This window comes from Candidatus Babela massiliensis, from assembly GCF_000513475.1.
Lineage (GTDB): Bacteria > Babelota > Babeliae > Babelales > Babelaceae > Babela > Babela massiliensis.
Genome location: NC_023003.1, coordinates 180,556 through 201,623, shown reverse-complemented (window position 1 = coordinate 201,623; position 21,068 = coordinate 180,556). Strand labels below are relative to the sequence as shown.

The window sequence follows — 21,068 nt, the reverse complement described above, 5'->3', positions numbered from 1 at the left end:
TCTAGTGCTATTTTTACTGTATCAAGTTTATTTTAATTATTTCAAATTGACTATCCAAAGTTCGTTTTTAGACAAATTTTTATCTTTAAGGTATAATTATATAAAGGGTTATATATTAAAATTAAGAATTTATTTATAAATCTATATTAGGGAAAAATTTAGACATGTCAGATAATAAGAAAGAATATGGTGCCCAGTCTATTCGTGTTATAGAAGGACTTGAGGCAGTAAGAAAGAGACCTGCGATGTATATTGGCTCTACAGGAGTTAATGGATTACATCATTTGGTTTATGAAATAGTAGATAACTCTGTTGATGAGGCTTTGGCCGGATATTGTGATAAGATTGAGGTAATATTACATACCGATGGCTCATGTTCTGTTGAAGATAATGGTCGTGGTATTCCCACTGGTATACATCCAACTGAGAATATATCAGCAGCTGAGGTTGCTTTAACTAAATTACATGCTGGTGGTAAATTTGACAAAGATGTATATAAGTATTCTGGAGGGCTTCATGGTGTTGGGGTCTCAGTTGTAAATGCTTTATCTCAATCTCTTGAATTAATTATATATCAAAATAATAAAGTTCATGTTCAATCATATCAACAAGGTAAACCCCTTGATATCTTAAAAGTGACGCAAGAGACTAAAAAGCGTGGTACTTATATTAGATTTTTACCAGATCCAGAGATATTTCGCGAAACAACAATTTTTAGTTTTGATGTACTATCTTCAAGATTTAGAGAACTTGCCTTCTTAAATAAAGGCTTAAAGATCTTTATTAAAGATGAAAGAAGTGGTAAAAGCCATGAATTTTATTTTGAAGGTGGGATTATATCTTTTGTTGAGCATATAAATTCTAAAAAAACTCCACTATTTAGTAATGTTATTTATAATTTTAAAGAAGATGAGCAATCTTATATAGAAATTGCCTTACAATATAACGATAGTTATACTGAACAACTATTTTCTTTTGTTAATAATATAAATACTATAGAGGGAGGTACTCATGTTGCTGGTTTTAAAGCAGCATTGACTAAAGTATGTAATAAACGTGGTCAAGAGTTTAATATTCTAAAAGATAGCGAAAGCTTTTCAAGTGAAGATGTCAGAGAAGGTCTTGTTGGCGTAATAAATTTAAAGATCGCAGAACCTCAATTTGAAGGACAGACTAAGGCTAAATTAGGAAATGGTGAAGTTAAAGGGCTTATTGAATCGTGGGTTGGCAATATTCTTGATACTTTCTTTGAAGAAAATCCTGCAGTTGCTCGAAAGATATTACAAAAAGCTTATTTGGCTATGCAATCAAGGGAAGCTGCTCGTAAAGCAAGAGAAATAACAAGACGTAAAACCGTTCTTGAATCTGTTGTGCTTCCAGGAAAACTTGCTGATTGTTCAAGTGAAAATCCTTCTGAGAGTGAACTTTTCATAGTTGAGGGTGATTCTGCAGGTGGATCAGCTAAATCTGCAAGAGATAGATTTACGCAAGCTATTTTGCCTTTAAAGGGTAAGATTTTAAACGTTGAAAAAGCTAGATTTGATAAGATTTTATCAAATGAAGAGATTAGATCTTTAATTTCTGCTATTGGGACTGGAATTGGTGAAACAGATTTTAATTTATCAAAAGCTAGATATCATAAAATTATATTGATGACCGATGCTGATGTTGATGGATCTCATATAAGAACTTTACTATTAACTTTCTTCTTTAGATATATGAAAGATCTTATAGAAAATGGTTATCTTTATATAGCAAAACCACCTCTTTATAAAGCAAAGATAGGTAAAAAAGAGCAATACTTACTTGATGAAAAGTCTTTTAAGAAGTTCTTAATCGATTGGATAAAAGAAAACGGTGATTTAATTATAAATGGTCAAAAATTAAGCATTTTAGATTATAATTTAGTTTTTGATAATTTATTAAGATACTATGATCAATTGCAGGACCTTGCTCGTACATTTAAATTGCACTATGTACATTTGAATCAGATTATAGAGTTTTTATTTAAAAATCCATTAATTAATCAAGAACTCGATCAAAATTTAGATAATCAAGATAATATGGATGTAGTGGTTAATAAGCTTAGAAATTACTTTAAAGGATATTCAATTACTTTAGATAAAAAAGAAGATAATTATATATTGAGTTTTAAACAACTTAATAATGATTGGTCAGTTGATTTTGATTTATTTAATTCCCCTGAAGCTTATAAGCTAGTAGAGATGTATAATACTCTTGATAATCTAAATAGTAATTGGACTTTAAAAATAAGTGATAGAGAACGTTCAATATCTGATAAAGGTATATTAAACTTAATGTCTGCTATTGTTAAGATAAGTAAACCTTATATGTCTATTCAACGATATAAAGGTCTTGGAGAAATGAATCCTCAACAACTTTGGGAAACAGCGATGGATCCAAAAGCAAGAACTCTAATTCAAGTAAAAATAGGAGATGTTCTAGAAGCTGATTCCTGGTTTGATACTTTAATGGGTAGTGATGTTGGTGGCAGAAGAGAATTTATAGAAGAGTATGGTATATTTGCCAAGAACTTAGATATTTAACACAGATATTTTAGGATATATGTGAGTAAATTAGACAATTTAAACAATAAAGTAAAAAGTTTTATATTAAAATATAAACTTATCAAGCCTCATGACGCAATAGTTGTGGGGCTCTCTGGTGGTATAGATTCTGTTTGTTTAATTAATATATTAAAATCATTTGAAAAAGAATTTAATTTAAAGCTAATAGCAGCTCATCTTGATCATGAATGGCGTTCAACATCTGGCGATGATCTAAACTTTTGTAAAGAATTGGCGAAGAATTTAAATATAGAATTTGTCTCTGAAAAAGCATCTAATATTAAACTTAAAAAAAAACCTAAAAGTGATTCAAAAGAAGAATTAGGTCGATTGCTAAGAAGACAATTTTTTGAATTAGTTTTAGAACAATATCAAGCAAACTCTATTGCATTAGGTCATCATTTTGATGATCAAATAGAGACTTTTTTAATTAGGTTAATAAGAGGCGCTAATATATCAGGACTCTCATCTATTAAGTCAGTTAATAATTGCTATATAAGGCCTTTATTAGAGATTAAAAAAGAAGAGCTAATTGAATATATTAAACTAAATAAATTAGATTATGTTGAAGATATTACTAATGATTATGATATATATTTAAGAAACAGAATTAGAAAATATGTTGTTCCTAAATTAAGAGATTGTGATGAAAGATTTGATACTAATTTTTCTAAAGCAATTGTAAATATTCAAAAGGCTGACAATTTTATTGAAAGTTGTTCTCAAGAGTTCTTTGAGAAGGTTACTTATAAAAAAGATAACATTACTTATATTGATAGAAAAAAATTTATTGAATTTTTGAGTGGTAACTATAGCTATCTTGAGCATAATGTAATTCTTATATGGCTGTGTTCTTATGGAGTTGAATTTACACCGAGCTCTAGATTTTTTGATGAAATATTAAAATTTATAAAAAATTCTGCATCTAAAAAGCATTTAATACATCCTAAGTGGTTTTTATCAAGAGATAAAGATTATATTAGGATAGTTAAAGTTTAATCTAAGATAATATTAAGACTTATTAACATACCTTTTTAGTATATGTACTAAATATATTTAATATAATAAATTGACTTTTTCTGTAATAAATTTATAATAGTATTATAAATTTTTTGATTTTAGATTAATGTTATCGGAGGTTTTATGAAAAAAATAATTAAATTAGGATTTATGGCTATAGTATCATTACTACTGGTGAATCCTCTTATTTATACAGGAAATGCAAATATTAAGTCTTCTAGTTTAGGAATTTCTCAATTGCCTGATTTGCCTATAGAAGTTTGGGATTTTATTTTAGAAATTTATATAAAAAACCATTTATTAAATAAATGGGATGATGTTTGTGTCCTTTATAAGGAATGTGATAAAGAAATTGGTAAAATTACAGCCAATTTAAGGTTAGTGAATAGAAATTTTAATGCATTAATTAATCATAAACTTAAAAATAGTTTGAAAGATGCTCAGAGACAGGTTTTTATATTTTTATGCAATAAAATAAGATCAAAAAAACTTCTTTCTACAGAAGAACTTAATGAACGCTTGAAAGAGTTGATCAAGCAACGAAGCTTTAAGATTGAATGTTTTCCTGAAATTATTGATTTAATAATTAGAGGTGCTGATGCTAATATTCACAATAGAGCAGGAGATAATACTCTGTTATTATCTTTAAAGTATAAGCAAAGAGAACTGGCCAAGCTGTTGATTGAGAATCAATTAGGTATTGATCTTAATTTGCAAAATAAGAAAAATTATACAGCTTTATTATTATCTTTACGTAATAAACAGCTAGATATAGCAAAGTTATTAATTTTACATGAAGCAAATTTTAATATTAAAGGTTATTGTGGTCAAAACGCTCTGCATCTTTCTGCAGAAAATGGTTATATTGATATTGTGAGTATGCTAATTGATACCGGTATTGTTGATATTAATGACAAAGATGATTTTGGGTCAACTGCTTTAATTTATGCTTCTGAAAAGGGCCATATAGATGTGGTAAAATTATTAGTTAAATATGGAGCTGATATTAATTGTAGTGATCAAGATGATCATACTGCTCTGACTAAAGCATTAGATAATGGGCATGTTAAAATAGCCAAATTTTTGATTAAAATGGGAGCTAATTTTAATGATAAATATGTATTAATATTTTCATTAAATGAAAAATGCCTGGAAATAACAAAATTTTTAATTGAAAATGGTGTTGATTTTAATATAAAAGATTCCCGTGGTTATTCTTTTTTAGATTTGGCAATTGAAAAGGAATATATAGAAATTGTTGATCTTATAATTCAAAAAGGTGCCGATATTAATGCTCAAAATGACTATGGTAGAACTGCTTTGATGAGAGCTTTGATTGAAGAACGATTTGATGTAGCAAAGCTTTTAATCCTAAGAAATGCTAATGTTAATTTAGTGGATAAAATTGGCTGGTCTGCTTTAACATTTGCTGTATTGCGAGGACGTATAGACATTGTTGAATTATTGGTTGATATGAAAGCTAATTGTGAACTTCAAGATAATTCTGGAACAACTATTTTAGATATAGCAAAAGATTGTAAACATAAAAAAATAGTTAAGTTTTTAAAAAAATATAAAAAATTAAAAAAATAGATTATATATTTATTAATTTATGTTGGTTGCCAAATTTGTCAAATATATATGATGAAGAGTAATCAACATAAATTATATATCTTCTCCAGTAAATAGCTTTAAATTTATTTGCAAGTACCATAAGATTTTGAATATATTTTGCACAAGGCTCTAACCAGCTATCGTTACATAAAGATATTATTGTACTATCATCTTGAAAATTATCATCAGGATAGTTGTTAAAAAATACTTCTGAACATATATATGGTATTAGTTGTAAGTTTCTATCTATATTAAAACTCATGCGCTCTTTATTAGATGGTTTTATAATTGGCCTTGATTGAAAGTATGATTTTTGTACTATTTTATCTATATAACTAAATATATTGAGTTCTCTAAATACCCCTCTTTCGGTTAAAAGCATAGAGTGTCTTTTATTAAATATATTTTCTATTTTTCCACCATAAATATGATATAAAGTATTATAAACTTTATCATTTTTTTTCCTAATACCTCCAATAATTATATGTATATCTTTATCTAAATATTTTATTAGACTTCTTTCTTGATTTAAATCGCACAGAAAGAAAGCTGATTCTGGAAAGAGTATGATTTGAGTTAAATTATTTTGCTCTTTTAACCTTTTGATTTCTTGAGCTATTTCTTTAGCAGATTTTTTGTTATTTCCAGGATTATAATATGCTTTAGATATAGAGCTAATTTTATTAAACCATTCTTTTTTATAATTACTTATGTATTTCTTATTATATGAATATATTAAAGAGCTAATAATAAATGGACTAAAAGCCAATAAAAAGATAGTCAATTTAAAAAGAATTTTTTTGTAAGTAAATATTAAACTAAGAAGACAAGAACATGAAATTAAGAAAAATAATAAGAGTTCTTTTTTTATATAATGTAACATATAAATTAACTTAGGTTGTATTGCAAGCGGTAGAATGGGACTTGATAGGAATAATCCTTCGAGTCTTCCAAATGGCCAAAGTATATAATTTTGTACAAAACAAAAGTAAATCCAAGTAATTATGGCTAAACTTAATATTTTAGATATGTTTTTATCTTTTAAATTAATTAAATCAATTGTTTTAGAGGCAGTAAATATCCATAATCCACTATAAAATGCTTGATAAATAATAAGAAATATAACCATAAATAAAGCAAATATCTTATAATTTTCTGCCATTTTAATTACAGAATAATATGTTCCAATTGGCTGCAAGGAAAATGCTATTGTTCCCCAAAAGAATCCTTCTTTGAAAGAGATTTTTGATAGCAAGTTTTTGTTAACAATAAGATGAGATATTGGAATTAAAAATATAAATACTAATGGCCATGTTACACTTAAAAACATAAAGGCAAAAGTATAGCTTAATGCGGAAATTGTTAGTAATAAATAGATAAAAAGCATTTTTAACTTTAATAATAGTTTTGATTAATATATTAATAAAATTAATATACCAATAAATATGCTTTTTAAAGCAATATATTTTTAAAAATGCTTAATTTTAATAAAAGAGGAGAGAAAGTTTATCAAAGTGGAACTTTTAAAAGAAGTAGCTTTAATATCACATCTCCTCTTTAGTTTATAAAATTTAAAGAAGAGAGAAAAATTTATCAAAGATCTGGACGAAGTAACTCTGATATTGCATCTCTTCTTTACTTTTTTATATTTATAATTCTATAGATTCGATTCTATCTATAAGAACTGCTTGATCTTGTTCGCAAGTTACCATTAGATCGAATATCTTTTCAGAAAAACCTGCAATACAGTATATATTTTTTTCAGGAAATTGCAAAGTTCCATACCCTGTTAAATCAATAGAATATATATAAGGGTTGCATTTATACTTGATTTTATAATTACTCAATGCTTGTGCTGGTGTATTACTACCTACCCATGCTTGCATGTCTGATAAAATAATTATTCTATTATATGCTGATTTTACTTTTAAAAATATTGAATGAAAATTAGTTGAAGAATAAACAGCGCCAGATTTTATCTTATTTGTTATTGTAGATAAACTGTCTGATATAGTGCCATAATCAAAATATTGTGCATTATTACTGAATAATATTAAATCAGAATTATTTGATTTAATTAATGCTGCTGCAAATAATGCCCCAATATCTATTGGTTTTCCAGTCATAGAACCTGAAACGTCAAGTGCAACTAATGTTCTACCATTAAAAACAGGAACATTTGATAAAGATATTTCTAACGCTTGATTAAGCGCATTAATCACTAATCTGCTTTCAGGATTTATTAATTTTGAAATTTCATCAATAGCTGTGATAAATCTAAATGGTAAAACTTTTGATCTTTTTATATGTTCATCGTTTACTAACATTCTAAGAGCACTGTCAAGAGCTTCGGGCGCTTGAATAATTATGTTTCTTAAATTTCTCAAAAGAGCAAAATAACCTAATTTTTTATTTTCTATTAAGTCTATCCAAGCATCTTTTTTTAGTGAATCTACTTCTTCTTGAGTCTCTGCTTGACCGGCTTGACTTAATTTAGCTTCCCAAGTTTCCGTTGATTTCAAAGTGCCTTTTATAAGTTGAGAGAATAGATTTTGATTATTACTATTAGGTTTTGGATGGACTAAATTGAAAATATCAACTAGCTTTATTTCTCTATTTTCGCTTTTGTATTTTGCTAATTTATAACTATCAAATTTATCTAAAGCTAATTTTATACCCTTTCTCAAAGCAGCTGGCAAACCCTTTTTATACTTTACATCTTTATATAAAGATAAGTAATAAGCAGTTATTTCGGTAATCTCATCTGGTCTATTAATTACTTTTGAAATGGCATATTTTAACCAAACTTCGTTTTTCACTCTGTTTAAGAGTTCTCCAATAAGAATATGACAAATGCTACGCATTCCAAATTTATTACGAGCAAAAATAGCTGCTTTTGCAATAAACTTTTTATCATCAATAGTGTCAATTAATTCAATAAGACGCTTTATTTGATTGGAAGCAGTAGAGTAATATTGATCTGCTACAAAGGAAGTTAATAAAATGGATGCTAATTCTAATTTGTTACTTTGAGGTAATGCTTGACCACCAGCTTTATTAAATATATTTTTGACGTTAGATATTTGATTAAATCTCATAATGTTGTATTAGTTAATAATTATAAAAATAAGCTCAAAAATAGCATTTTGTTAATAAATTGTCAAATAAATTATATTTTGTAATTTTTCTTGGGAATTATTTTTATTTTGGTATACTTAAGTCAGTAAGAAAAATATTTTTAAATAAAATTTATCTGGGATATAAAAGCGAATGTATAGTTTTATAAGATTATTTGTAATTATTTCTTATTTTTTTAACTTCTGTTATATTTCTATTTATTCTTTTAATGATAAAACTGGAGTTAAAGAGGATAGAATTAGTGAATTGCCTGGAGAACTTAAGAGTCATATTATTTTGCAAATGATTGATAATCAAAGTTTTTATCAATCCATAAAAACTATTTTAACTTTAACTTCTATAAGTGCCAATTTTAGAAATTTATTTTTAAATAATACCTTTTTTGTTAACTATTTAGCCCACAAGTATCGTATTAATCAAGAAGATATAGCAATTTTGCTGAATTTTGATAATGAAGAGTATAAATTAAAAAAAGAATATTTGGAATTGCTATCTAAAAAAGATATAAAAGAAAAAGAAAATTTGATTTTCAATGCTATTAAAAATAATAACGTCAGTTTATTGATGTGTTATTTGAAATTCAATATTTTTGTCGATGATAATAGTTATTCAAGAAATAGTGTTTTTTATTCCAAGAACATATCTGTAAATCAATTAATTGAAGCTATAATGGAAGGATACTCTAAGGACTTAATAGAACTTATTATTAATTATTATAATATTGATATTAATGCTCAGTATATAAGTAATGATAAATCGGAGGATTACTATCAATTTGAAGGAAATACGCCCTTGCATGCTGCGGTTAGTTCAAGAAATAAAGGATTGGTAAAATTTCTTATCGAAATAGGTGCTGATATTAATTTTAAAGATAATTTTGATAAGACTCCGATTATGAAGGCGGTTTTTTCTGGAGATAAAGAAATGGTATTATTGCTTTTGAATTATAGTCCTGATCTTTCTAATGTCTTATTAGAGCTTTTAAAAGGTCTTGAGCATAAATTGCTTTGTATTAAACGATGTTCTTTTAGTAATAAATTTTCGGCAATGGATATTGAAAATTTTGCTTTTTATCCATCAAATCAGGAGGAGATAGAAAGAGAAAAAACAAAAGCGCTTTATAATAACATCTTTGATATTTTATTAAAATATATTAATATTAAGCAACAAGATGAGGCTATAATAGAGTTATTAAAACATGATTATTGGTGGTATTTGAAAAATTTATTTGATAAAGATATTAATAATTCTTTAGTTAATACTTGTGATAAAGAGGGAAATAGCCTTTTAATGATTGCTATAAGGCTGAGAAAACAATATATGGTTAAATTTTTATTAAATTATGATGCTGATATAACTTTAGAAAATATAAATGGTAAAACTGCTCTTGATATTGCTATTGAATCTAAAGATGATAAAATAATTAGTATTTTACTAGAAGTTCAGCATAAAAAGTTACGAACCAGTAGCTTATAAATGATATTTTCCTAATTGTCCGTTACTATTAGGTCTTAACTTATATGCTCTATAACCTTTTTTAGCTTTTACTTCTATTATATTATTAAATTCAAAGTGATCTAAGTTTAGTCTGTTAGGTATATTAGGCAAATCAGCATCTTGTAAAATATTTTTTATGTAATCATCTATTTTTTCGATACTAGTTGATTCAAAGTTGGTTATATTTAAACTGCCGTCCTTAAGCATTTTTAATTTAATATTAATATTTTTTTCAATATTACCATTAAGATCTAACATTATTTCGGGAGCTCTTAAAACTGATTCATTAAGAGCTTGGTATACTTTGCTTTTAAAGTCCATTGTACTTAGTTCCTCTATTTGCTTACTAACGTGCTCTTTTAAATGCTCAGGACAATTATTTAAACTAAAACTATTTTGATTAGTTTCTTTTGATTTATCTTTGATATAAATGTTTTGCACTAAGCTAAATAATTCTTGTTTTGTAGGTAGTTTTTGTTTAGTAATTGAATTTTGAGTTAATTGTGGCTTTATATTTGTTATAGAACTATAAATTTGAGTCTTTTTGGTAGATGATTTTTTATTTTGATTGTTTATGTTATGTGTTGAACTGTTTTGATTATTTGATTTATCTTGTGTTGTATCCAATATAGGTAATATATAGTTATTTTTATTATCTAATTTGTAGATGTTCCAATTTATATATTTGTTAAAATAAATTAATGCATAGGAATGAATTAATGTAACTGCAAGTACAACTAAACACTTTTCTTTTAAATTATCATTATATTGAACTTGCATTTTTAACCTCTATTTTTTGAAATTATTTCTATATTATGATATAATATATCATATAGCTATATTTTAACTTATAATAGCTAATTTGGTGTTCAAACCTCAACAAAACTGTCCTATCAAATTTTTAGAAGTTATTATGAAAATTTTATCTCGATCTTTTTATCAAGAAGATACAGTTATAATGGCAAAGAAACTGTTAGGTAAAAAAATAGTTCGAACTATTAATGGACGACGTTTGGTGGGAATTATATCAGAAACTGAAGCTTATACTTCAGATGATCCTGCTAGTCATTGTTTTATAGGTTTAACTCAAAGAAATCAATCAATGTTTGGACCCGTGGGTCATGCTTATGTATATATTTCTTATGGTATACATTTTTGTTTTAATATTGTTGCAAGAAGTCAAGAACATCAAGCAGGTGGAGTTTTAATCAGAGCGGTAATACCTGTTGAGGGACTAGATATTATTATAAATAATAGATTATTGAATAATAAAAATTTAAATAAAAGCGATATTAAAAATCTATGTAATGGACCTGCTAAAGTAACACAAGCATTTCTAATTAACAAAGATCATGATTCTTTAGATTTGACCAATTCTAATCCTGAATTTTTTATTGCTGATCAGTCAGATGAGTATGTAATTTCAGATAATTTGATAGAAGTTACTCCTCGTATTGGCATATCTGTTGCTAAAGATAAACTTTGGCGATTTAAGCTCAAAGATAATTTTAATATTTAATTTAACTTTTTTGTTAAATTATTAAGTAAATTCTTAAGTTCGTCAAAACTAAGTTTTAGTATATCTTTTCTGCATAAAATTATGAAATCATACTGTAGCAAATAAAGTTTTTCTTGATAAAATATAGATTTTATTCGACGACGAATTAGATTTCGCTTCGGAGCAGAACCTACCTTTTTAGGAATGACTAAAAGAATTTTGCCAAAAGAATTTTTTCTTGGCGCAACTCTAACTTCGCACTCCGAAGCTTTATAAATAGTATGAGACTTTTTGAATAGCTCTTTGATTTCTTTTAGTTGAAATTTAGAAATCTTACTCGCTATTTTATGCATGAACTGCGATACGTTTTCTTCCACTTGCTCTTCTACGTTTAACGATTTTACGTCCATCATGAGTAGCCATACGTTTTAAGAAACCGTGTTTTCTATTTCTTTTTTTGCGCTTCAGTTTAAATGTTATTGACATAATATTTCCTTGTTAATTCTTATTGTGGTTTAAATTTTTATTATATTATTTGAACTGCTCAGATCTAAATGATCAGTGCTTCTTGGGAACTTTTGAGTAACTCAAAATATTTATCAAGCTATCTCCGCCATTCAAGCGGTTTTTAATATAATTTCTTTAAATCTATGATATAGAAATTATATCATAAGTGAAAAAAGATGCAATAATGTTAATTTATATAAATTGCTCTAAAACTAAAAATGCAAATATATTTTTTTCAAAATTCTATAAACTTCCTAAATAATGTTCAGCATCTAAACTGGCAGCGCAACCAGAACCAGCTGAGGTTATTGCTTGTCTATATCTAGAGTCAGCAACATCTCCTGCTGCAAAGATTCCATCTACTGAAGTTTTTGTATGTTCTTTTAAGACTATATATCCGTAATTATTGAGTTCTATTTGATCTTTAAAAATTTCTGTGTTTGGGGTAAGTCCGATTGCTATAAATACAGCAGAAGTTTTAATTATATCTTTTTGACCAGTTTTTTGATTTTTTATCATAACTTCTTGTACATGATTGTTATTACCTAGAATTTCATCTACTGTGCTATTGTATATTATATTAATACGTTTATCATTTAATATTTTACTTTGCATAGCATGAGAGGCTGTAAGTTTATCTAATATATGTACTAATGTTACTTTATCTGTAAATTTTGTCATAAAAGTTGCATTTTCTACAGCTGAATCTCCACCGCCTACTATAACAACAGGTTGATCTTTATAAAAAGCACCATCGCACACTGCACAAGTTGTTACACCTTTGCCCCAATAAGTCTCTTCACCTTTACAGTTAAGTTTTTTTGGATTAGCACCTGTTGCTATAATTACTGCATTTGCTTTAATAGTTTCATTTTTGTTAGTAATTAAAGAAAAGGGTTTATTGTTAAAGTCAACTTTAACTATTTCTCTGTTTAAAAATTCAGTACCAAGATGTTTTGCATGTGTTTCTATTTTGTTTATAAGAGCAGGACCTAAGATAGAAATTTCACCAGGCCAGTTCTCTACATGACTAGTGCCCATTAATTGGCCGCCCGGCTCATTTCCTCTAACTATTAGCGGCTCTAAATTAGCTCTACTTGCATAGATAGCTGCCGTTAGAGCCGCTGGACCTGATCCTATAATAACTAATTTTTGAGTTAATTTAAGATCCATATTTTATTATCTATTTTTTTTTGTTAAATAATTAATAATGTAATTAAGTGTTTTTTCTCTTAAGCAATATTGCTTTAATATTTCACTTGATAAAGGCACTTCTTGTCCATTAAATCTTGTTGATGGTATTTTAAAGTATATAAACTCTCTAGTTCTTTGCCTATTCATTAAATTCAAATAAGAAAGTATGTCCTTTTCATTGACACTTATTCCTTCTTGATATGCAATTGCATCTATAATTATAGTTTCTCTTAATTGTTTTTCTGCAAGCAACTTTATTTTATCTTTAAAATCTCTTTGTGATTTATATACATGGTAATCTGGATTGTCATGTACTGCTGATAAAACAATCTGCTTTTGTCTCTCAAGAAGATATTGAGGTAATGGTATATAATACTGTTTAAATAAAAGTTTTAAAGTGGCCTCTATAGTTTCTCTTCTTTGCGACAGATCGTTTCTGAAAGAAAAAACTTCTATAAATTTAGAATGAATATCTTTAATTGATTTTAAATGAAAGTGATTTTTAAAAAGATCAAGAGAAAAATGTTCGTGAGGTACATAGGCTTTAATATATACTAATATTGCATATTTTATATTTGATTCATTAGATATATAGTCTTGTAAAAATGAATTTTTGGTTAAAAATACATCCCCTACCTTTTTGCCTAAGAAAAGCTCATGTAACTCTCTGTCACCTTCTTCATTACTTATTTTTACCCATAAATTATCTTTATAGCCGTCAATAATAGGTTCTTGTTTAGAGTTTACTAATTGCATGTCAAATCCTACCCAATCACCTTTGACTATAGTATTACTATTAAACTCTTCAGTTTTTACTTCTTCTTTTATAAAAGTCTCAACTTGTCTATCTATATCTTTATAGTTTTTTCGTCCCGGAGCTCTTAAGTTGATTTTTTTCCACTTTTCGTCAAGTTTATCTGTTATCTTCCAAAGCCCGAATACAAATTCAGCATCATTTTCAGGATCTAAAGATATATCTATTAAGGTAGGTTCGCCTGCAAGTACAACTTTATTTATATAAAGTGATTGACAAAGAAAGTTCATAATACAATGAGTAAAAAATAAGTTCTTTAGATGTTCTAGTATATTAGGTTTATAAGTACTTTCTATATAATGAAGAGGGGCCGTACCCTTTAAAAAACCATAAGTACTGGCTTCTTCTTTTTGCACTTGAAGTGCCTCTTTATAAACAGCATTTATATACTGATTATAAAGTGTTATTTTAGCAATATGATGATTTTGCTTTTTTTCAAAAATATTAAAATTAAAAAGATTAACACCTTGAACCATTACATTACTCCCTTTTTTGGTGCAAGAGGAGGGACTTGAACCCACACCCGGTTAAGGACTGGATCCTAAGTCCAGCGCGTCTGCCAATTTCGCCACTCTTGCATTTTTTGGTGGGCTGCCTTGGAATCGAACCAAGAACCTGCAGATTAAGAGTCTGTTGCTCTGCCAATTGAGCTAGCAACCCTGTTTATTTTTCTATGTTCTAATGCTAGCGTTCAGGTGAAAAAATAAGATTTAGTAAACTTATTAACTTACATTTCATAAGCTTACTAATAATATAGCTTATTTTTTTTAGAATGTGAAGCTATTTTTTATAAATTCTTAATTTCACCTTCTTTTTGTATCGCTAAGTCATCACTTAATTTAATAAATTTATCTGTAGTTTTTTGCAAGATATCTTGCAAACGTTTTGAATAATCTTCAGAAATGTCCTTAGATTTTTCTGCTTCTCTAATTTTATTTTGTATATCTTTTCTAGTATTTCTAATAGCTATTTTAGAAAATTCCAATTTTTGATGTAAAGATTTTACAAGCTCATCACGTCTACTTGAACTCATTGGAGGTATTTTAAGTCTTATAATTTCACCATCAGATTGTGGATTTATATTTAAATCACTAATCGATAAAGCCTTAATTATGTCATCTAAAAGAGATTTATCCCAAGGTTGAATAACTAATAAAGAAGCATCTTGGGCAGATATGGAAGCTATTTCCTTAATAGGCATGTTAGTTCCATAACAAGAAACTCTGATATCTTCTACCATTGAGGGATGAGCACGTCCTGTTCTTAATTTAGATACTTCTTTTTCAAAGTGCTTAATATGCTTGTCCATCTGGTTTTCTATTTCTTTTTCCAACTGCTTAATACTAGAACCTTCAACAATATTCATTAGTTATCCTTTAATCAAATAATTAATATTTTCTTAACTTAAAATTTACTATAAAAACTATATCTCTGATAAAATTAAGAACCGATTTCATATCTTACAAATCTCTTAATCTTTATGCTTTCACCCATTTTAGCAATTAAGTCTTTTAGCATGTCTGATACAGTAATTTTATCATTTTTGATAAAAGGCTGATTCAGTAGACAAATTTCTGTATAATATTTCTCTAACTTGCCTTCAATAATTTGATCTATTATATTAGCAGGCTTGCCTTTTAATTGTTCTCTATAGACATTCTTTTCCTTTTCGATCAATTCTGGATCAACATTTTCTGAGGAAACACAAACTGGTCTAAAAGCTGCAATTTGCATAGCAATATCAGATGCAAATTTTGCCATATCTTCTGTTCTTGCAACGAAATCTGTTTCGCAGTTGATTTCTAATAATACACCAATACGAGATCCAGGATGTATATAAGCATATACAAGACCTTCACTGGTTTCATTACCAGAACGCTTTTGAGCAATTGCTGCTCCTTTTTTTCTTAATACTTCTATTGCTTTTTCAATGTCACAATTAGTTTCTTCAAGGGCTTTTTTACAATCCATCATGCCCACGCCAGTACGTTCGCGAAGTTGTTTTATTAATTCTAATGAAATTTCAGCCATTTTTAACTCCTAAAAATATTATGGACCGATTTATTTTTATTACTTATTTTATTATATTCTATATTTTGCCAGAAAGTTATAACTTGAGCAATAGCAATATATAATTATTATGTCCTAAAACATTTATTAAAATTTGATAATGCACTTGATTTTTTATTATTAATTTGCTATTTTAAATTAATAGATAACAGTAAAATTTATCATAATAAATAAACGTATAGTATATAATATATTATAATAAATATTACTTATTTTGAAAAATATTAAGATTATTAGTGATTATTAATAAATATTAATTTAATAGACAGAAAATAATAATTTGGTAAAATATATACCATAAAGTCTTAATAAATATTCTTAAGATAACTTAAATCTAAAAATTAAAAATTTTAATTAATTTGATTAAAAGGTGTTTAAATGGCAAAAAATATAAGTACTATGCCTCAGTTTGATCATTATGCGATATTTAAAACTGGTGGAAAACAATATCAAGCGCTTGAAGGTAAAACTATAGCTATTGAAAAATTAAATGCTCAGCAAGGTGAGATCGTAACTTTTGATACAGTTCTTTTAAGAAAAGTTGATAACAAAGTAGAGATAGGACAACCTTATTTACAATCAACCATAAAAGCTATTGTAGTTAAACATGACAAAGGTCCTAAAATTGTAGTATTTAAATTTAAAAGACGTAAAAAATATAGAAAAAAGACTGGTCATAGACAGCTTATGACAATTATTAGAGTACAATCTATATAATTTATTTTCTATAATATTTCTATTTAGAGAGCCTAAATAATTTTATTCTTAAATATTTAAGAATTATATTAATATTATCCGGCTCTCATTTTTATTATTTTAAGACCTATATCTATTATGTCTAAGTTTAAGTATAGATACTTAAAATTTTATCTCTAAGTCTAAGAATAAAAAGCTTATTTTCCTAAACATTCTCCCCTAGCATCAGAAGCATCCATATAGTAAGATTCTCGTCTTTTTGATCCTACCAATCCAGATGTAGACTCTTTTGTTCTACTACCAATGTAGTTTTGTTTATCTTTATCTAACCATGGCGGAGTACCTGTACTGGAGCCTTCTTTTTTGCATACAATTTTAATAACTTTTCCTGATTTACATAAGATTACGTCACCTTTTAATGAAGAACTCTTTGCAGGTGTAACTACTGCACAAACGTCATTTTCTTCTATGCCTACTTTGTTATTTTTAATATCGATTACATCACCTCTGGCACGCTCAAAGCCACCATTTGGCAGAGTTTTAGTTATAGTAGCTTTGTTACCTTCTTCTTTAAAAGTATAATTACCCTCTAGTAGTAAATCATTTTCTTGTCCTTGTGCTTGAGAAACTGCTACAATTAGAGCTAAGCTTAATAAATATTTGAGTGTCTTCATGATCTTCTCCTTTTTATAAATATATTATATTATAAATATATTATATTATAAATATTTTTATATTTTCAATATTTATTTTAATTTAATGTGGATATGAATTATTAAATAACTCAAGTTGTGACCTAAAAAAATTGAAATAAAAAAATCTCCATGTAAAATTCTTCTGAGATTTTCGACAAAACAGGAGAAAAAACAAGGATATAAATTTTAAATTTGAAAATTTATTAATCAATTCCCAAAATAGTTTAAATAGATTGTTTGAGCTATACAATAAACATAAGAATTTGGTGAATAAATTTTCGGAATTAAAAAATAAAGTAACTATTAAAGTTTTAACAGAATCTTCGTATAACTGTTGCGAAATGGAACTTGCCAGGGTTAAATTTTTATTTTGTAGATAATTTATTATTATATAATTTTGTAAGACCTAGGCTTAAACTAGGTCTTTTTTTATTACTTATTAACTTTATTTTCTTATTTTAGCCATTCTTGCTATTTGTTATGAAAGTATTGATATAAATTATTACTTAAGAAAGTATTTCAATTTGAATATTCGATGTGTTATGATTATATTGTTAAGATTTGGCAAAAATTACCATTATTTAATAAAAAATAAAGGAATTCATTATGTATAAAAGGAAATTATTATCTTTGGTTTGTATAAGTATTATCATGTGGAACGGTCAATCATTTGGAGCAATAGAGCAAAAAAATACTGTAAAAGTTCTTACTCTTAATACAGCATTACTAACTGTTTTTTTTGGACAAATTGATGTTAACATGAGGAATAATAATTCTCGAGCTACATTGATGGGAAAAACAATTAAAGATATGTCTGAAAAGCCAGATATTATTGTATTTCAAGAAGCGTTTGATTCAAAGGCATTACGTAACCTGCTTTATAAGGAAGTAAAAGATATTTATCCTCATGCATTTTTTGATACACGACAAAATGCCTATTTTGGTGGTGGAGTTGATTCAGGATTAGCTATATTAAGTAAATATCCTATTATTAGAAAATTCCAGAAGGATTTTAGCTGTTGGGCAGGGATAGAAGCACTTGCAAGAAAAGGTATTATGGGTGCTGAAATATCGGTTAATGGTTGTCCTTTTTATATGTTTACTGCCCATTTTCAAGCGGGAGTATCAAAAGACTGGTATATAAAATTAGCTTCCAATGCAAAAAATTGGCTTGCAAAATTAAAATTAGTCGATCCTAGAAGTTGTGAAGGAAAGGATCCTGATAAACTTTCATCAGATGACATTGTTAATATGGAACTTCATCAGGCAAAGAAAGAGATCTATTCATTTGTAAAGGATAAAAATGCTCCAATAGTTTTTGCAGGAGATTTTAATATAAGTCGTTTACGTGATACAGTGAATTATGAAGAACTTCTTAAGACATTTCCTGGTGCTCTTGATACCTATATAAATGGCTCAAAAAAAATAAAAAGTAGTAGTTGGAAAGGGGACAAGGTAGCAGAAACTGAAACTGATCGACTTGATTATGTATGGCTTTTAAATCCATCTGCAATAAGTAGTGCAAAATCAGATATTATTGATACCTTTACTTCTACAATGACCGATCACCTTGGTGTTCTGGGAACTATTGAATTTTCCTGTAAATCTTCAAAGTGAAATTTAAAAGTTAAAGATTAAGAGATAGTACGATTGTATAAGGGGAAAGATATGTAAATTCTTTCCCTTACTTTTTGTTATTTAGGTTACTTATGGAATATAATTCAAAGAGTTATAGAATCAATTAGATTTTGAGTTAAATTAATTGATTTAATGGGTAGTTTTACTTTATTATTTTAAATAAAGTTGATTTTTTTATTTATATTTGTATAATAAAAATATGAGATAATACAATAAAATAGGTAAGATAATAATTATATTAAATAATTTATAGATATTTGTTATGATATATTATATCTTTTGAAGTTTATAAATTTAAGGAATATTATGAAATATAAAGTGATATTAGGTTTTTTAATTTTAATCAATATATTTACAGCAGTTTATCCTATGATAGGTAAATCTAAGGCTGAGATCCATCAAGGAAATGAATCATATGATGATAGAATAAATGAACCTATTGATCAAGTTTCTGAAATTGAAAAAATGGATAAAGAGATAATAAAGTTATTTTTTATTGAATTAATAAGATCTTATATTAATAGCTATAATGATATATTTGCTCTTTATGAAGGACAGCTTGTAAGAAATTTGAATTATGAGCATAGATTTATATACAAGTATAAAGTTGATCAAGACCTTAGTAATAAAATGATTAATTTACGTCTTGTATGTAAGAAGTTTAGGAATGTGCTTCAAGAGTATGCCCTGGATTTGGAAGCTATAAAATCTCAGTTAAAAAAGGAAAGATTTAACTATTTAAGAGAAGAGATTAAATCAAATTATAAAGATTTAACTACATATGAGCTTGATTCGAAGTTAGCTATAATATTAGAAAAGTTAGAAGAAGATAAAGATATTGAAACTTATAAAGAAGGAATTAGATTAGTTTTATCAGGAGCTGATGGAGTTAAGATAGCGAATAAAAAAGGTTATAATTTTCTTATGTATGTAAGTCGGCGTAGATTATGGATGAAGTTATTAACTGAAATTTATCCAAATTTAGCGGATTGGGGAATCTCTAATCGAGTTTGATAGATAAATAAATTTTTTATAAATAAGAAAGAGATGGTACCATCTCTTTCTTATTTAGCAGTTATGCTTCTATAATACTTTTGATTATTTCTTCTACTTGATTTGTAAAGTAAACTCTTAACTTATGATCTAGATCGTAATTTTTATTTAATTCTTCTTTTAATTTATCAAAAGCCTTATATATAAAAATAGATCCAAATTTATTATAATAATTTAAAATTACATTTTTAATATAAGATTCTTCTTCATTATTTTTATTTTGAAGCAATTCAAGCATTTTATCTTCATAAGCTATTATTTGACTTATAATATCTTCTTGTTGTACTTCTTCAAGTGCTTTTCGTGCTTGCTTGTTTATTTCTTGAGCAATATTCATTAGTTCTTTTTCAAAGTTTAACATCTCTTTATTAATATCTATATCTTTAAAATAATCTTGTAAATTATTTTCTAATTCTCTTATTAATGAGTAGATTTTATCTTTCATTACTAATGAATAAGTCAGAATTTTAGGATCTATATTTGTAACTTTAGATAAATTTTTGTAAATACTTAGTAATTTAGCGTATAGCTTGTTTGCAAAGTTTCTATTTGAGTTTAATTTTATTATGTCTCTAATAAGTTGCTCTATTTCTCTTGAAATATGCTTTTGTTCTGTTGCAGTCTGTTGTGCATAGTGTATCATAGTATTTAAGAGCCTAACAACTATTATATATTGCGCCTGAGGACATAAATTATAGAACAAATCTAGGTTTTGTGATTCTGCATACTTTTTGAATATTTCTTTGAAAAAAATATCATTTCTATTTAAGTTGATACTTATTAAGCAATAAATATACTCAATAAGATCTTTAGGTAAGTTTTTATTTACAAGATATTGCTCAATTTTATTGAAAGCCTTGGTGCTTGATTTAGTTTCTAATAGTTCACTATCGTAAACTTTTATAAGATCTTTAGCAATATTTAATCCGGTTTTTTCTTTTAAATTTGGTTCTTCTTTTTTTTCCATAGCCATTGTGGTGAAACACCATAATGATAGAATAATACTTAAAATTTTATATCTATTCATTTATATCTTCCTTGATTTG

The 21,068-nt window shown here is 26.8% G+C and carries 19 protein-coding genes and 2 tRNA genes; 8 read left to right on the top strand and 13 right to left on the bottom strand.

The features are described from left to right. The first annotated feature begins 164 nt into the window (after positions 1-164). The 3 genes from gyrB (at position 165) to BABL1_RS00925 (ending at position 5,201) form a co-directional block, all read left to right on the top strand. Positions 165-2,567: a DNA topoisomerase (ATP-hydrolyzing) subunit B gene (gene gyrB, locus BABL1_RS00935; protein WP_023791229.1), complete on the top strand. Its 2,403-nt coding sequence runs from the start codon at positions 165-167 to the stop codon at positions 2,565-2,567. 21 nt (positions 2,568-2,588) lie between these two features. After that, positions 2,589-3,587, top strand: a complete 999-nt coding sequence (gene tilS / locus BABL1_RS00930; RefSeq protein WP_023791228.1) for a tRNA lysidine(34) synthetase TilS — start codon at positions 2,589-2,591, stop codon at positions 3,585-3,587. Between the two features lie 144 nt (positions 3,588-3,731). Beyond that, complete coding sequence (locus BABL1_RS00925) at positions 3,732-5,201, top strand: ankyrin repeat domain-containing protein (protein ID WP_023791226.1); 1,470 nt, start codon at positions 3,732-3,734, stop codon at positions 5,199-5,201. A 1-nt stretch (position 5,202) separates the two neighbouring features. Here BABL1_RS00925 and BABL1_RS00920 read toward each other — a convergent pair whose 3' ends face one another. Continuing rightward, on the bottom strand, positions 5,203-6,552 hold the full coding sequence (locus BABL1_RS00920) for a hypothetical protein (RefSeq protein ID WP_171814725.1): 1,350 nt from the start codon (positions 6,550-6,552) through the stop codon (positions 5,203-5,205). Between the two features lie 319 nt (positions 6,553-6,871). Then, a complete protein-coding gene (locus tag BABL1_RS00915; protein WP_023791222.1) occupies positions 6,872-8,320 on the bottom strand; it encodes a TROVE domain-containing protein in 1,449 nt (482 codons plus the stop codon). 172 nt (positions 8,321-8,492) lie between these two features. Here BABL1_RS00915 and BABL1_RS05160 point away from each other — a divergent pair, with 172 nt between their 5' ends. Further along, the gene (locus tag BABL1_RS05160; RefSeq protein ID WP_023791220.1) at positions 8,493-9,836 is read left to right on the top strand and encodes an ankyrin repeat domain-containing protein; all 1,344 of its coding nucleotides are present in this window, start codon (positions 8,493-8,495) and stop codon (positions 9,834-9,836) included. Here the strand turns inward: BABL1_RS05160 and BABL1_RS00905 are convergent. Then, positions 9,831-10,637, bottom strand: a complete 807-nt coding sequence (locus tag BABL1_RS00905; RefSeq protein ID WP_023791218.1) for a hypothetical protein — start codon at positions 10,635-10,637, stop codon at positions 9,831-9,833. The genes BABL1_RS05160 and BABL1_RS00905 overlap by 6 nt on opposite strands. A gap of 133 nt (positions 10,638-10,770) precedes the next feature. Here BABL1_RS00905 and BABL1_RS00900 point away from each other — a divergent pair, with 133 nt between their 5' ends. Continuing rightward, positions 10,771-11,376, top strand: a complete 606-nt coding sequence (locus BABL1_RS00900; protein WP_044601154.1) for a DNA-3-methyladenine glycosylase — start codon at positions 10,771-10,773, stop codon at positions 11,374-11,376. On the opposite strand, the gene rnpA is transcribed toward BABL1_RS00900, so the two are convergent. The 8 genes from rnpA to tsf all read right to left on the bottom strand — a co-directional run bounded on the left by rnpA (position 11,373) and on the right by tsf (position 15,901). Beyond that, complete coding sequence (gene rnpA, locus BABL1_RS05155; protein WP_171814724.1) at positions 11,373-11,765, bottom strand: ribonuclease P protein component; 393 nt, start codon at positions 11,763-11,765, stop codon at positions 11,373-11,375. The genes BABL1_RS00900 and rnpA overlap by 4 nt on opposite strands. Further along, the gene (rpmH, locus tag BABL1_RS00890) at positions 11,701-11,841 is read right to left on the bottom strand and encodes a 50S ribosomal protein L34 (protein ID WP_023791213.1); all 141 of its coding nucleotides are present in this window, start codon (positions 11,839-11,841) and stop codon (positions 11,701-11,703) included. The genes rnpA and rpmH overlap by 65 nt, the downstream gene beginning before the upstream one ends. Positions 11,842-12,105: 264 nt before the next feature. Then, positions 12,106-13,035 carry a thioredoxin-disulfide reductase gene (gene trxB, locus BABL1_RS00885; RefSeq protein ID WP_023791211.1) on the bottom strand — a complete coding sequence of 310 codons (930 nt, stop codon included), beginning with the start codon at positions 13,033-13,035 and terminating at the stop codon, positions 12,106-12,108. A 6-nt stretch (positions 13,036-13,041) separates the two neighbouring features. Beyond that, entirely contained in the window at positions 13,042-14,346 is a 1,305-nt protein-coding gene (locus tag BABL1_RS00880; RefSeq protein ID WP_023791209.1) for a trigger factor, read from the bottom strand. Positions 14,347-14,363: 17 nt separating this feature from the next. Next, positions 14,364-14,448 (bottom strand) — tRNA-Leu (locus tag BABL1_RS00875). A 6-nt stretch (positions 14,449-14,454) separates the two neighbouring features. Further along, positions 14,455-14,530 (bottom strand) — tRNA-Lys (locus BABL1_RS00870). Between the two features lie 127 nt (positions 14,531-14,657). Beyond that, positions 14,658-15,236: a ribosome recycling factor gene (frr, locus tag BABL1_RS00865; protein WP_023791207.1), complete on the bottom strand. Its 579-nt coding sequence runs from the start codon at positions 15,234-15,236 to the stop codon at positions 14,658-14,660. Between the two features lie 74 nt (positions 15,237-15,310). Next, positions 15,311-15,901, bottom strand: a complete 591-nt coding sequence (gene tsf / locus BABL1_RS00860; RefSeq protein WP_023791205.1) for a translation elongation factor Ts — start codon at positions 15,899-15,901, stop codon at positions 15,311-15,313. 417 nt (positions 15,902-16,318) lie between these two features. Between tsf and rplU the strand changes: the two genes are divergently transcribed. Beyond that, entirely contained in the window at positions 16,319-16,657 is a 339-nt protein-coding gene (gene rplU, locus BABL1_RS00855) for a 50S ribosomal protein L21 (protein WP_023791203.1), read from the top strand. A gap of 176 nt (positions 16,658-16,833) precedes the next feature. Here rplU and BABL1_RS00850 read toward each other — a convergent pair whose 3' ends face one another. Next, positions 16,834-17,310, bottom strand: a complete 477-nt coding sequence (locus BABL1_RS00850) for a hypothetical protein (protein ID WP_023791200.1) — start codon at positions 17,308-17,310, stop codon at positions 16,834-16,836. Between the two features lie 627 nt (positions 17,311-17,937). Here BABL1_RS00850 and BABL1_RS00845 point away from each other — a divergent pair. After that, entirely contained in the window at positions 17,938-18,948 is a 1,011-nt protein-coding gene (locus tag BABL1_RS00845) for an endonuclease/exonuclease/phosphatase family protein (RefSeq protein ID WP_023791198.1), read from the top strand. 327 nt (positions 18,949-19,275) lie between these two features. Beyond that, complete coding sequence (locus BABL1_RS00840) at positions 19,276-19,983, top strand: hypothetical protein (RefSeq protein ID WP_023791196.1); 708 nt, start codon at positions 19,276-19,278, stop codon at positions 19,981-19,983. Positions 19,984-20,044: 61 nt separating this feature from the next. On the opposite strand, the gene BABL1_RS00835 is transcribed toward BABL1_RS00840, so the two are convergent. Next, positions 20,045-21,049 carry a hypothetical protein gene (locus BABL1_RS00835; protein ID WP_023791194.1) on the bottom strand — a complete coding sequence of 335 codons (1,005 nt, stop codon included), beginning with the start codon at positions 21,047-21,049 and terminating at the stop codon, positions 20,045-20,047. Positions 21,050-21,068 lie beyond the last annotated feature (19 nt).